This window comes from Bradyrhizobium sp. CCBAU 53340, assembly GCF_015291645.1.
In the GTDB taxonomy this organism is placed as follows: Bacteria; Pseudomonadota; Alphaproteobacteria; order Rhizobiales; family Xanthobacteraceae; genus Bradyrhizobium.
Genome location: NZ_CP030055.1, coordinates 1,896,363 through 1,910,260, shown reverse-complemented (window position 1 = coordinate 1,910,260; position 13,898 = coordinate 1,896,363). Strand labels below are relative to the sequence as shown.

Genomic DNA, 13,898 nt, shown 5'->3' with positions numbered 1-13,898 from the left:
AGCGACGAATCTCCGCGAGTCTGAGATCGTAGGGTGGGCAAAGGCGCGCTTGCGCCGTGCCCACGAATCCGGCGCTGCGATAGAAAGTCGTGGGCACGCTCCGCTTTGCCCACCCTACGATAGCTGCGGCCAATCGTCATATTCGGAACAAAACGTTCCAAACACGCGATCCCACATGCTGGTGACCACGCCGAAATTGCACGGCCTCTTGCCGTAGTGATGGCGGGTATGGCGGCGCTTCAGGCGCCAGAGATAGCCGCCGCGCTTCAGGCGATGATGATGAATGATGTGATGGAGCGCACCGAAATAGATGTAGCCCAGCATCAATCCCGCCGTGACGGTGCAGGCGCTGCCGAACCCGACCAGCAACCACACCGGCAGCAGCGATCCCAGGCAGATCGAGCCGAGGCTCAACCAGAGCGGTGAGCCGACCAGCGCGCGCGGATCGGAATGGTGCATGTCGTGCAGGGCGGCGAGATAGGCCGGACCATGCAGGGCGAAGCGGTGAATGACGTATTCGGCGAGGCTCCAGAGCAGCAGCCCGCAGGCAAAGCCGATCGCCGCCTCGTCCCAGCGCAACGGCTCCTTCAGCAGCAACGCGACCGCCACCAGCGCAGCGCTTGCCAGGGGATAGAAGACGAAATCGGCGAAGTACAAGAACTTCTTCAATCGCATGGATTTGCGCATGGGCCTGTCTTGCTGGACCGCGCCATGGCCGCCCGTGCTTCGAAAATCTCCGGCAACTCCTGTGCGCCCGTGAACTTCCCGAGCACCGGAGCGAGCACGCTCTGCGCCTGCGCCTCCGTTCCGCTCGCCTGATAAAGTCTGGCAAGCGAGAGCGCGGCGCGCAGCTCGAACGTGGCGGTCCGCTGCGCCCGTGCAGTCTCCATGGCACGGGTGAAGGCCGTCTCCGCGGCGACGATATCGATGGGATCCTTGCGCAGAAGCAGCTCACCGCGCCGGCGCTGAATCTCCGGGGTGAACCACTCCTGCCCGGTCCGCTCTACCTCGACCAGCTGCTCGTCGAGGATCGCGAGCGCCTCAACGAACTGCCCCTCGCCGACCTTGGCTTCCGCCAGCAGCGTCCAGGTCAAGGGCACGTAGAGCCCGGTCGCCATCTTTCCGACCAGCGGCAGCGCGATGGAATCCTCCATTTCCTGAAGCCCGGCCGCCGGCTCGCCGAGATGGCAACGAATCCAGCCGTTCCAGAATTTGCCGGCCCGCGTGTAAAGCAGCAGGCCGTGCTCGCGGCTGAGCTCGATCACGGCATCGACATGGGGCCGCGCACCCTCGGGATCGCCCCGCACTGCGTCGAGCACGATCTTGTGGAAATGCGCGTAGACCATCGTGGCGATGTGGCCGCTGTCGGTGGCGCGGCGGATCGCCTCCTGCGCCAGCTGCTCGGCGCGATCGACCTCGCCGAGCGGCCACAACACCAGCGCGAGGTAGATCGCCGCCGCGATGCCGTAGTCGTGGCCATAGAGGAAAGCGAGATTGCGATCGTGCTCGTCACGGTAGATCGCGAGCGCCTGCTCGAGATGCTGCCTGGCCTCGACGAAATTGCCTTCGAACCAGCGGGTCATGCCGCAGACGCGATGGGCGATGCCCGCCTCCGGCGCATCGGGCCGGTCGGCAGTATCGTCGAGGAAAGCCTGCGCCAGCTCCTGCATCGATCCGAGCTCGCTGCGCACCAGGCTTCCGACCCACAGGCCGTAGGTGGCGGCGAACCGTTCGGGCGCGCCCTTGAGCCCGGAGGCAAGCTCGCGCGCACGGGCGAACGCTACCGAGGTCTCCGGCGCACCATAGCCGCGCGTGGCGATCAGCGCGTTGCCATAGGCGATCTGCAATTGCAGCCGGCGGCTCTGCCCCGCCGGGCTCTCGCTCAACCCTTCCGCAAGGCCGATGGCCTTGGTCAGATGTGCGATCGCCTCGGAATAGGCCGAGCTGCGCAAGGATCGGTCGCCGGCCTTGCCCCACCACTCCACGGCGTCCTCGACGAGGCCTGCCTGCGTGAAATGATGCGCGGCGATTTCCGGCGCCACGGCGACGATGTCCTTGAAGGTCTCCTGCAGCACGGCAGCGATCCGCTCGTGCAAGCGCCGCCGGCTGCTCCGGAGCAGGCTCTCATAGGCGGTGTCCTGCACCAGCGCATGCTTGAACGTATAGACGCCCTCGCCTGCCGACCTGTTGCGGAAGATCAGCTCGGCAGCTTCGAGCTGGGCAAGCCGGGCGTCGAGCTCCGCATCGTCCTTGTCGGCGATGGCGCGCAGCAGCACGTCGGAGAACTCGCGGCCGATGACGGCGCAGATTTGCGCGACCTCCTTGGCAGGCCCGAGCCGGTCGAGCCGCGCCATCAGCGAATCCTGAAGCGTCGTGGGAATCGACAGCCGCGGCAGGCTGCCGGCAATCCTGTAGCGGCCGCCAGCTCCCTTTTCGAGGACCCCCAGCTCGAGCACGGTGCGCGTCAGCTCCTCGACGAAGAGAGGGACGCCGTCGGTCCGCGCCGCGATCTGCGTGACCAGCTCGGACGGAACCGCGTGGCTTCCGATCACGTCCGCGATCATGCGCTGGACGTCGGTCTCCTTGAGCCGTCCGAGCTCCAGTGTCGTCAGGTTCGCCGGCCCCATCCATGGCAGCTTGAACTCGTCGCGGAACGTCAGGACGAGCAGCAGCCGAAGCTGGTCAGCCAGCCTGACCACAAGCCCAAGCAGTTCGAGCGAGCTCGCATCCGCCCAGTGCAGGTCCTCGACGATGCAGACGACCGGCGCTTCGGTGCACAAGGACTGCAGGCGCTGGACCAGCGCGGCCAGCGTGTTGCGCCGCAGCTGTTGCGGCGTCCAGTCCAGCGGCGGATAGCGTCCGTCGGTGGCGATCGACAGCAGATCCGCAAACAGCGGCACCAGCATCGGCGTCTTCAAGTCGCTGCGCCCGAGCAGCGCTTCGAGCTTGCGCAGCCGCTGCGCGCTGCCATCACCGGCACCGATCTTCGCCGCCCGCTGGAGCTGCGTGATGACGGGATAGAGCGCGCTGGCGCGATGATGCGGTGAACATTGGTAGCGCAAGCGGATGTGCGGCTCCGCGCCGATCCGCCCGTTGAGGAAATGCTCTGCCAGCCGCGACTTGCCGATGCCGGGCTCGCCGGAGATCAGCACGACCTGACCGTGGCCGCGCCAGGCCCGCTGCTTGCATTCGGCGAGGCGCTCGAGCTCCTGCTCGCGGCCGACGAAACCGGCGAGGCGCACGGCGCGATGGGCCTCGAAGCGGCTCGCCAGCGGCGACGGACGCTCCACTGCCCAGACTTCGACCGGCTCGCCAAGTCCCTTGATCGCGCGCGCGCCGAGCTCGCGCAGCTGGAACAGATTGCCTAGCAGCCGGCGCGTCGAGGCCGCGATGATGACGGAGCCGGGATCGGCAAAGGCCTGCATCCGCGCCGCAAGGTTGGGCGTCTCGCCGATCACCTCGAGCCGGCTCGACGCCCCCTTTGCGATGAGATCACCGACAACGACGAGTCCGGTGGCGATGCCGATGCGGACCTCCAGCCGCAGGCCCGGCCGGATGTCGATGGCCTGGACCGCGGCGGTGATCTCGAGGCCGGCGCGGACCGCGCGCTCGGCATCGTCCTCGTGTGCGGACGGATAGCCGAAATACGACAGGATGCCATCGCCGACCAATCGCGAGACGATGCCGTCATAGCCGGCGATGATCGCAGTCGCAGCCTCGCGATAGGCTTGCAGGATCTCGCGCATCTCCTCGGGATCGAATTGCTGCGACAGTGCGGTCGAGCCGACGAGGTCGCAGAACATGATCGTGAGATGGCGGCGCTCGGCGCCCGCCTCGACCTTGGGTGCAAGCGGACGCGCTTTCGGGACATCCAGCTCGGCAATCGAACGGAGCAGTCTGCGCCGGTGCCCGAGCACAACACCCATGGTCGCGAGATCGCGATCCGTAATCTCGGAAAGAATGTCGAAATCAATGCCGTGGTCGGAAAAGGACTTCAGGTATTGAGGGAGGCCGACCTTCTCCAACCAGGCAGCAACCTGCCCAGTCATCACGCGGGTCCAGCATTATCTGTACTAAACCTAAAGTATATTCCCCCTCGAATTGAAGTCAATCGTGGCAGGCAAGCGTCGGCATTGTTGACGCATCAAAACCGCTGGATCATGCTTCACGGTGGAAGCGTTCCCCAATTTCGCGTGAGAGTACCCATCCGTGAAGCAGGATCCGTATCCGACGACAGCAAGCCCGATACATCAGGCCGTCGTAAAACTGTTTTATTCGCGCGCCGCGCGCAATCTTTTCACCAATGCCTGGTACTCCCTGCTGAGCAACCTCGACCGGGATGCGGCGATCCGATTCCTCAATTACGGCTATGCCTCGCTTGATGGCGAGCAGGTCGCGCTGCAAGCCGCCGACGAGCCCGATCGCTACGCGATCCAGCTCTACCACCACACGGTGTCGGGAACTGCGATCCAGGGCAAGGATGTGCTCGAGGTCGGATGCGGCCGCGGCGGCGGCGCGTCCTACATCGCGCGCTACCTCCACCCGAAGAGCTACACCGGGGTCGACATCTGCAAGCCGGCGATCCGCTTCAACAAGGCGCGCTATGCCGACCAGGGCAACCTGGCATTCCGGGTGGGCAATGCGCTCAGCTTGCCGTTCGCGGACGAGAGCTTCGATCTCGTGGTCAACATCGAGAGCGCGCAGCATTACGGCGACATGGGACGCTTTCTGCAGGAGGTCCATCGCGTGCTCAGGCCGGGCGGCGCTCTCCTGATGGCGTGCTTCGAGGATCCGTCAAAGGACGTCTATCCGCGCCAGTCCCTGGCGAAGTCGCCCCTGCGCCTCGTGCACGAGGACGACATCACCGCCAACGTTGCGCGCGCGCTGGAACTCGACGGCGCACGGCGAACGGCGCTGGCGGACGAGATCGTGCCAAAGATGCTGCTCGGCATGTCGCACGAATTCGCGGGCATCCCGGGCACGCAGCTGCATGCGTCCTTCGCTGACGGCACCTGTCCCTATTACTGCTTCACCTGCCGCAAGGACTGAAGCAGCCGCTCACAGCGTCTTGAGATATTCGATCAGCGCGTTGCGATCGTCCTCGGTCATGTCGGTTCCGTAAACGTGTCCGGCATTCGAATTGCCGCGGATGGTGGTGTCGAACAGGAACGCACCCGGCGTCTGGGCCTTCATGTCATATCCCACGATGTCAGGGTTGAACTCCCAATTGCCGACATAGAAGGTCTTCGGCCGCTGGCCCGGCGGCAGCAACAGATCGTGCAGCGACGGCACCGAGCCGTTGTGCAAGTACGGCCCCATCGCCCAGATGCCGTTGAGCGGCCTTGCCCGGTACGCCAGCGGCGCCCTGAACTGGTTTGGACGACCGCAATTGATCTCGGCAGCGCTTGCCGCGTTGTCCTTGGAGCGGGCGATCCACTGCGCGGCGATGTTTCCGGTGAGCGCCTCGGCGGCCTTGTAGTTGGACATCGCATCGGGGCCGCCGATCTTCGACAGCGCGATCTTGCGGCGGTTGAACGTCGTCGCCTGCTCGGGGTCGGTGCCGACCTTGCGCAGATCGACCAGCGGGATCTGGATCTCGCTGCAGGCGCCCGAGGCCGCCTCGCTCGGTGCAGCCTCGTGGCAGTTGGCGCACGCGCTCAGATAGACGAACTGGCCGCGCAGCGCCCGCTTCGGGTCCAGCCCGCCGAGAATGGCTTCCGGCCAGCGCGGCGAGCGCAGATCCATCAACCGGCGCTGTCCCCAGACCACATTCTCCATCTGAATGCCATGCATCACGTCGGGCGTGATCATCGTCGCGTCATGCTTGATCGGCGCCAGCACGCCGAGCGCCTCGACGATGTTGCGCGTCAGCGGCTGACGGATCGAGGCGTTGTACAGCACCCAGCTGAAGCGCGGCGTATCCCACAGCGCCGGATATCGCACCGGCGCGGTCAAATGCGCGTAGTTCCTGGTCTCGCCGAAGTCCGCCGGATCGGTCATCAGCCTGAAGGGTCCGGCCAGAAGCTGGTTCAGGCCGGCGCCATGCGCATCCAGCCTGCCCGCCCCGCCTGCCGTATCGCCGGAATTTCCGCCGACGACCTGGTTGAACTTTGCGGCCGCCTGCAAGACGCTGCCGAAGCATTGCAATCCGCTCTGCACGTCGGCCGGCGGCGCCTTCACCCGCGCCATAAAGCGCTGTGCGGCCCCGTCCTGGTTCTGGAGGACCGCGGTGATGGACCCGACCAGTTGCCCGACGAACGCATCGATATCGATATGGGCAGGACCGCCCTCGATGCGGATCTGCTGGCCGCGGTAGCTGACCTGCCCGGTATGACAGCCGGCGCAGCCGAGGCCGAGCCAGTTACCCTTCCAGCAGGCGTGCCTGCCGTCGGGAAGGTCGACCGGGGTGCTGTAGAGGCCGATCGCCAGACCATCCGGATTGGCCGCGCTGACGGGCTCGGTCAGAAAGCCCAGTCGCTGCAAATTCTCGGGCGCCTTGATCAGTGCGGTTTGCCCGCCCGGCTGGCCGGGCTGCTCCAGCGCGACAAACCATTCGTAGGGGATCAGCGCCGTGCCCTGCGAGATGAAGTGCCAGCGATCGGCGGTCTCGTCGCTCCAGCCTTGTGGCAGATGGACGGGACTGTTCGGTGCTGGCTTGTCTTCAGCCGATGCGACAATGACGGTGGCAAGAAGGGCTGCAACTGCGATCAATGCTACGCGCACATCAAATTTCATATCGGCTCCAATTAATGTGAAGCTCTCAATCACGACGGCGTCAGTGCCGTCGCTACCTGGCAATCAGCAATCGTGCGCCGCCGGTGGCGCTGCGTGCAGCACCGGAGGCCTTCTGGAAATTTTCATGCAAAGGACAATGCGCGACTCGCCCACGCGCTCGCGCCAAACCCACAGCAAGAAGCCACGCCGCCCCATAGCGACCGCTCCGAACCCCATTGCCCGCGACCGCCTGTCAGCGGCCGCACGCGGAGGCTACATCATGTCAGACATGAGCGCAAAGGTAGAGATTGAACAACAACACACGGCTGCCGGGATGTGCGATAAGGCCGGCGGCGCTGGCAAGTTCCTGGGATGGGTACCCATCCCAGGAGCTGCGGCTTTACCGGAAATATCCGAGAACAAGATCCGTGTCCGCGCTGGCCGCCACCGTGCCGTTCAGTTCGGCGTCGATGACGCGGCGGCAGGCTTCGATCGCGGCGTGGTCGCCGAGATCGTTGGCGGCTTCCAGCACAAGCCAGGCGGCGTCGACCGTGGCCTTCTCCGGAGCCGTTCCGACGGTCTCGGCGATAAGGCTCCCGTTGAGGCCCTTGTTCTTGCGGACTGCGGTACCGAATTGAGGCAACATTGCAAATACTCCCTCGATGTCCCGTTCAGTGAACCTGGAGCTCAGGCTGACGACCCGTCGCGGGATCGGTGCCGGCGCTGTTCTTGCGCGACTGGTAGAACTTCAGAATGCTGCGTGAGGTCTCGATCTTGAGCCGGCCGAAGTCGCGCTCGTTGTCGTGGAGCTCGCGCGCGGTGATCAGATGATCCTTGGCGCCGAGGAACAACAACGACATCGTCGTGTCCCAGGAGAAGTCGAGCGCCTTGCACAGCACCAGCAGCATCTCGCGGTTGCGGTCCATCAGCGCGCGCTCGATCACGTCGACCGGCAGCGCCGACAATAGCGACAGGCCGATCTGCACCTCGTCGAAGCGGTGCTGGCGCGCATAGTTCGAGATCGAGACCTGGTTGAGATTGCCCTGGCGGTACTGCGTCGTCACCACGCGCTTGGCGACGAAATAGCTGCGCGAGGACGGACCGAACTTGGACTGCAGATCGCCGGTGACGTCGGTCACCGAGCTCTGGATCTGCGCCATCATCTCGGGGCGTTCGGTCTCGAGCCGGCGGCGGACGTCCTCAGACGCCTTGGAGATGAGCTGCTGGAAGATGTGGCGCGGCACGTCCTTGCGCAGGCCAAGCTGCTCGGCGAGGATCGAGTCGCCCTCGGCGCGGCGGACCATGTGCAGCAGGCCCGAGCCGGAGAAGCGCGCACCCTCGTTCTTGGCGACCGAGGTCACAACCTCCTGGTTACCACGCTTGACGAGAACGTCGGTGACGGCTTCGCCGATCACCTCACGCTGCGAGATCGCGAGCAGATGTGCCTGGCCCTTGGTCATGGCGCTCTCGACCAGCACCTTCTCGTCGATCCGGTTGGAGTCGCGCAGCACGGGGCCCGCGACCTCGATCTCGTCGTCGAGCGCGAGCTTCTCGATGACGTTGAGCGGCGCGTGATCGCAGCCTGCCATCAATTCGGAGAGCTGCGCCCGCGCGGCGACCTCGATCTCGTCGGCAAGCCGGCCGATGACCTCGCCGAACATGCTGATCTCGTCGTCGACGTAGCGGCCTGTGATCAAAAGGTCTGTCGCATGCCACAACGCCTTCGCCCGGCTCTCGTCGGTGCCGCGCGCGATTGCGTCGTCCAGATCCTGTAGAAGCGTTTTCGCCCCATCCATCTCGCTAACCCCAGTTCTTGGAAGTTCTTTGGCGCCATCCTGCTTGTGCGGGCAGGACTTCGGATTCCTCTGGGACCAACGCTAGGGAACAAACGCGAGAATCCAGTAAAACCGGCAGTTCAGTTTTGCTGACGAAAATTCGTTCAAATGCGAGCGAATCTGGTTACCGATGCGCAAGGCCGGCGTTTGACACGAGGATGCGTCCCCAGTCGTCATGGCCGGACTTGTTCCGGCCATCCACGCCTCGCAGCACGGCACGAAGGAACGTGGATGCCCGGGACAAGCCCGGGCATGACGACCTCACGCCCTACGGATTCTGCGGCGTCAGGACCAGCGGCGGCTTCGGCCGGGGCTTTGCGGGCGGCAGGCCGGGGGCCGGTCTCACCTCGATCGGCGGCGGCAAGGGCGCGGCCTGCTGACTTGCCAGCGGCGGGTTCGGCGCGGCCGGCGCGGCGAGCGGCGCCTTCGGCGTCGGTGCCGCCTTTGGCTTGACGGGCGCGCGGCGCGGATCGCGGCCGGGCATCGGCACGTCGGTCAGCGACGGCTCGGATCCGGGCTCGGGCGAAACCAGCGTCGGCAGCGCCGCGGTCGCCGGCGGCGGCTCGCCGCGCTCGATCGCATCCAGCCGGCGCGTCTCGCGGTCGATGGTGCGCACCGCAAGCCAGGACGACAGCGGCGTCAGATCGACGGTGCGGCTGAGCCTGTCGGGGGGACCTGCCGCAAACAGCTGGATCTCCGGCGGCGCGCCGGAGAGGCCGGTCATGATCGGCGTGAGGCTGGCACGGATGTCGGCCTGGTCGGCGGGAATGTCGTAACCGCCGGAGACGATGGCGCGGGCGTTCTTCGCCTCGAGCGGCGTCGCGCCGACGCGCAGGCGGCCATCGCGGATCGTGAACGGGATCTGCGCCGAGGCGACCGCAATGGGAGCCGCAGACAGCGCAGGCTCGACCAGCTGCCGCAGCCTGACATCGTCGGAGACCTGCCCGCCGTCGCTGGCACGGATGGCGATCTCGAAGGCGCGCGGATTGAGGCCGCTGATCTCGGCCGAATCCAATGTCACCGTGCCGTTGCCGGCGAGCGCGCCTGTCAGCGCCGAGACGCTGCGGCCCTGGCTCGTCAGCGCCATCTGCAGCGAGATGCGTCCCTTGGACAGCGCGAGATCGCGATAGCGCAGCGACGTCGCATCGACACTGGTGAGATCGAGATGCGCGCTCAGCGCCAGACCGTTGGCGCCGTTGCGCGCGTCCAAGCTCGCCGTCATCTCGCCGCCGCCGAGGCCGCCCTTGAGCGCATCGAGCGCGAGCGACTGGCCGTCGCTCCTGAGCGTGCCGCTGAAGGGACGCAACTCGATTCCACTGGGCAGGTTGCCGCGCAAGGCCTGGAAAGCGACGCGGCCGCGCCAACCGCTGATGAGCCCGGCGCTCAGCGGCTCGCCGCTGTCATGCCCGGCGGCGCCAACGGCAAGCGCGAGCGCCGGCATCAGATCGAGCCTGTCGAGCCCGACCTCGCCGTCGACGCTCTTCTCCTGATCGAGCGTCACCGCGAGATGGCCGCGCAGATGCGAACCGGAGGCAGTGCTGTCGAGATCGTCGAGCGTCAGGCGGTTGCCTGACAGCGTGAGACGGGAGGACAGGCTGACATTCTGCGCCGATTTGTCGGCCGGGCCAGTCCCGAACAGCGGCGCCAGATTGACGTTGCGCACGTGGAGATTCACGTTGGCCTTCGGCTCCGATGCCGACAAGTCGACGCTGCCTTGCGCATCCGCATCGAGCCCGCCGCCGCCGAGCTTTGCGTTCAGCTGCATCGGCTTTCGCCATGCGCCGCTCAGTCTGCCCTCGATCTGCGAGGCCCCCTCGCCGGCTGCGACCATGCGGTCGAGGCCGAGCAGTGCCGTCAGCGAGGTGGCTTGCGGCGTCGACAGTTTCGATTCCAGCGTGAAGTCGCTGCCGCGCAGTTTATCGATGTCGATGCCGTTGACCGCGGCCATCGGCGCCTGCGCGGTAAGCGTCGCACTCGCCTTGAGCTGCGGCGCATCGAGCTCGAACGCGGCGCGCGCGTCGCTGCGATCGGCATGTTCGGCGTTCTTGTCGAGGCTGACATTGAGCGAAAGGTGCGTCGCGCCGGATGCCGGCGCGATCGCATCGAAGCGTGCGCGCACCGCAGGTGCAAGCGGCTCGAGCAGCGCCGTGAGATCTCGCAGCGAATTGGCCGAGGATTTCAGCGCGAGCTTGCCGGTGGCCCGGGTGCGATCGAAACTGCCTGATGCCTCCGTGGTCACGCCGCTGGCCTGGCCGAACCGCAGCTGCTCCAGCGACAGCGAGGTCGGACCGTAGCCGAGCCTGGCCGCGAACGGCCGCAGCTCCTGGCCGGCCGAGATCGCCCGGCCGATGTCGAGCGAGAGCTTCGCCTCCTCCGGCCATTCGCCTTGCGGACCTGCGAGCGCACGGACAAAGCTCGCGGCAGCGTCGAGATCGAGACGGTCGGCCTTGAGCTCGGCATCGATCCGCGAACCTTTGCTTGCGCCCGACTGCACGAAGGCGATGCGGCCCTCGACCGCGCCGCCCTCGATGTCGGCTTTTAACCTGTCGATGGCGAGATGATTGGCAGCGATCGTCACGTCGCCGGCAAGGCGCAGCGGCTGTGTGCTGCGCCTGACAGTTTCGTTGCGGCCCTGCAGCCAGGCCACCAGCGTATCGGGATCGGAGGACTCGACGCTGAGGCGGCCGCTGAAGCTGTCGGCGCCGGGCGTGGCCCCGTTGAGCGACAGTTGCGTCATGCCGGGGGCGCGCAGCTCGAGCCGGTGGAAGGTCCAGGACCGGCCGTCGGTCTGAAGCTCGGTCGTGATGTTCTGGAGCGGACGGCCGCCCAGCATGATCTGATCGGAATTGAACTCGATCTGTGCCGGGATCGGCGCCTGCGGGATCGCGGCAAGGCCTGCGCGCAGCGCCGGCAGGATGCGGAGCGGCTCGGCATCGTCGCGGCCGGCGAGCCTGTCGGCATCGACCTGCCGCGCCGACAGCACCGCGCGCAGCAGCGGCGCGGCGCCAAACCTGAGATCGCCGACGCCGCCGACCTTCAGCGCGCCGTCTTCGGGGCCGAAATTCGCATCAATCTGGTCGAATTTGGCGCCGGCCGGATCGGCCTTGAGTTTTGCGGTGAGCTTCCACGGCGTCGGCCCCGCCTCGCCTGCTTTCTTCGGTGGCGGCACAGCCAGCGTCAGCGCGCCGTCGAATTTCGGCTGGCGATTGTCGAAGGCGAGGATGCCCTCGAGATCGGCGAGGATCGCCCGCTCGCCGGGATCGATGTTGAGGTGCAGACGGGTGGCGCTGCCGTCGGGGCTCGGGCCGGAGGAGACGCGGAACGGGTAGCGCACCCCATTGGCGGTGAAATTGCCGTCGCCCCGCACCGAGCCCGCCAGCGAGCGGACGTCGCCGGAGAAGACGATGTCGTTAAGCTCCAGCGTCGAGCGGCTGGCCGCGTCATGCAGGGCGATGCGGCCGGCGAGGTTCAGCCGCTCGATGGCGAGCGAAGCCAGGTTGAAGGTGCCGCTCGCGGTGGATGGCAGGTCGACCCTGCCCCTGGCGTCGAGGCCGAGATCCACCGCCATGCCGCCGACCGAAAGCTCGGTGGCGCGCCATTCGCCCCGCATTAGGGAGCCCAGGCTGAACTCGACGTCGAGCTTGTCGGCGCGCAGCCGTCCGAGATCGTTGTTGCCGCCGAAGGTAACCGAGCGCAGCCGCAGCGTCGGCGTCGGCAGGAGCCGCGCATCGAGCTCGCCCGCGACGCGCACCGGCACCCCGATAATTCGGGTCGCCTCCGCCTCGAACTGGGGCCGAAACTGGTTCCAGTCGACGAAGTAAGGCCCGATCAGCGCGGCCAGCAGCGCTAAGATAAAGGCAATCGCCAATCCGAGCAGTGTCGTCTGCACGGGTCTCCCCTCGGCCAAGCCGGCACCCGGGTCAAACCCAAGCTGACAAACCAAGCTTCAGGCGCGCCGGAACTGCCCCTTATATAGGGGGAAGTGTGGCGAAGTCACAGCGACTGTTGCGCGCGGAGGTTAATGTGCCCGACCTCACCAGCTCGCCGGAAGCTGCTTCAAGCCGCGGAGCACGAAGGTCGGCCGCCATTGCGGGTTCTCGACGTCGTCGATGCGCAAGTCGGGCAGTCGCCGCAGAAGCGTGGCGATGGCGATTTCGGCCTCGATGCGCGCCAATTGAGCGCCCAGGCAGAAATGAATGCCGCCGCCGAACGACAGCGGCCGGACATTCGGCCTGGTGATGTCGAGCCTGTCAGGATGATCGGGATAAACAGCCGGATCGTGATTGGCCGAGCCGAGCAGGCAGAGCACGGTTTCACCCTTCGGGATCCTCTTGCCGCCGAGGTCGTCGATCTCCTCCAGCGTGACGCGCCCGGTCATCTGCACTGACGAATCGTAGCGCAGGAACTCCTCGATCGCGTTGGTGATCAGGTCCGGCCGCGCCTTCAACAGCGCCAGCTGGTCCGGGTTGCGGTGGAGCGCCAAAAGGCCGTTGCCAATCAGATTGACCGTCGTCTCGTGGCCGGCACCGAACAACAGAATGATGTTGGCCGTCAGCTCCTCATTGGTGAGCTTGTTGCCGTCCTCCTCGGCCTGCACCAGCAAGGTGATGAGGTCGTCGCCGGGAGACTTGCGGCGCAGCTCGAACAGCTGCTGGAAATACATCTGCGCCATTGTCGTGGCGGCGTTGCCCTTCGCGATCTCCTCCGGCGTCATCGGCACCGGGTCGAGCAGCCGCCCGCCATCGCGCGAGCTCTTGTAGAAGACCTCGCGATGGTCCTCGGGGATTCCGAGCATCTCGCAGATGATGGTGACAGGCAGGCGGAAGGCGAAATCCTCGATCAGGTCCATCTGGCCGCGGTCGATCACGGCATCGATGGTCTGGTCGACGATCTCCTGGATGCGCGGCCGCATGTCCTCGACGCGGCGAGCGGTAAACGCCTTCACGACGAGGCCGCGCAGGCGGGTGTGATCGGGCGGATCGGCCTGCAGCATCCAGTGCGCCATGCTGCGGAACACCGGCTCTTTCATGATGTCGGGGCCATAGCGGCGCGTCGTGCGCTCGACGAAATCCTTGCCGAAACGCTTGTCGCGCATCACCAGGCTGACATCGGCGTGACGGCTGGCGACGAACTGGCCGAACGGCGTGACGTGGATTGGATCGATCGTGCGCAGCCGGTCGTAATGCGGATAGGGATTGCGGATGAAGTCCGGCGCGAGCGGATTGAACAGCGGATCGCTGACGACGCTCTGCACTTGCTCGTTCATGGTGACCTCACGTCGGTTGCCGCATGACACGATACGCCGATTGCAGCCCCGAAAGCCGGCGTAACCATCCCTGATGAATTATC

8 protein-coding genes are annotated in these 13,898 nt (G+C 66.1%); 1 reads left to right on the top strand and 7 read right to left on the bottom strand.

What is annotated here, in order from left to right:
• Window positions 1–114: 114 nt before the first annotated feature.
• Both XH89_RS08910 and XH89_RS08905 read right to left on the bottom strand, forming a co-directional pair.
• Entirely contained in the window at window positions 115–687 is a 573-nt protein-coding gene (locus XH89_RS08910; protein WP_194466709.1) for a sterol desaturase family protein, read from the bottom strand.
• Window positions 666–4,049 carry an AAA family ATPase gene (locus XH89_RS08905; RefSeq protein ID WP_194466708.1) on the bottom strand — a complete coding sequence of 1,128 codons (3,384 nt, stop codon included), beginning with the start codon at window positions 4,047–4,049 and terminating at the stop codon, window positions 666–668. Before XH89_RS08905 ends, XH89_RS08910 begins: the two co-directional genes overlap by 22 nt.
• Window positions 4,050–4,209: 160 nt before the next feature.
• Here XH89_RS08905 and XH89_RS08900 point away from each other — a divergent pair, with 160 nt between their 5' ends.
• Window positions 4,210–5,049, top strand: a complete 840-nt coding sequence (locus XH89_RS08900; protein ID WP_194466707.1) for a class I SAM-dependent methyltransferase — start codon at window positions 4,210–4,212, stop codon at window positions 5,047–5,049.
• A 9-nt stretch (window positions 5,050–5,058) separates the two neighbouring features.
• On the opposite strand, the gene XH89_RS08895 is transcribed toward XH89_RS08900, so the two are convergent.
• From XH89_RS08895 to XH89_RS08875, 5 genes are all read right to left on the bottom strand, one after another.
• Window positions 5,059–6,735 (bottom strand): di-heme-cytochrome C peroxidase, encoded by a 1,677-nt coding sequence (locus tag XH89_RS08895; protein WP_194466706.1) that lies wholly within the window; start codon window positions 6,733–6,735, stop codon window positions 5,059–5,061.
• A gap of 379 nt (window positions 6,736–7,114) precedes the next feature.
• Window positions 7,115–7,360 (bottom strand): hypothetical protein, encoded by a 246-nt coding sequence (locus tag XH89_RS08890; protein WP_194466705.1) that lies wholly within the window; start codon window positions 7,358–7,360, stop codon window positions 7,115–7,117.
• Between the two features lie 25 nt (window positions 7,361–7,385).
• Window positions 7,386–8,510, bottom strand: a complete 1,125-nt coding sequence (locus tag XH89_RS08885; protein ID WP_194466704.1) for a DUF2336 domain-containing protein — start codon at window positions 8,508–8,510, stop codon at window positions 7,386–7,388.
• Window positions 8,511–8,817: 307 nt separating this feature from the next.
• Window positions 8,818–12,438, bottom strand: coding sequence for an AsmA family protein (locus XH89_RS08880; RefSeq protein WP_194466703.1), 3,621 nt, complete (start codon window positions 12,436–12,438; stop codon window positions 8,818–8,820).
• Between the two features lie 144 nt (window positions 12,439–12,582).
• A complete protein-coding gene (locus XH89_RS08875; RefSeq protein ID WP_194466702.1) occupies window positions 12,583–13,815 on the bottom strand; it encodes a cytochrome P450 in 1,233 nt (410 codons plus the stop codon).
• Window positions 13,816–13,898 lie beyond the last annotated feature (83 nt).

What these genes read in the sequence shown, in the direction of transcription:
- XH89_RS08890 (WP_194466705.1), bottom strand. Translation starts at nt 7,360, where the DNA reads ATGTTGCCTCAATTCGGTACCGCAGTCCGCAAGAACAAGGGCCTCAAC.
- XH89_RS08885 (WP_194466704.1), bottom strand. Translation starts at nt 8,510, where the DNA reads ATGGATGGGGCGAAAACGCTTCTACAGGATCTGGACGACGCAATCGCG.
- XH89_RS08875 (WP_194466702.1), bottom strand. Translation starts at nt 13,815, where the DNA reads ATGAACGAGCAAGTGCAGAGCGTCGTCAGCGATCCGCTGTTCAATCCG.
- XH89_RS08895 (WP_194466706.1), bottom strand. Translation starts at nt 6,735, where the DNA reads ATGAAATTTGATGTGCGCGTAGCATTGATCGCAGTTGCAGCCCTTCTT.
- XH89_RS08910 (WP_194466709.1), bottom strand. Translation starts at nt 687, where the DNA reads ATGCGCAAATCCATGCGATTGAAGAAGTTCTTGTACTTCGCCGATTTC.
- XH89_RS08905 (WP_194466708.1), bottom strand. Translation starts at nt 4,049, where the DNA reads ATGACTGGGCAGGTTGCTGCCTGGTTGGAGAAGGTCGGCCTCCCTCAA.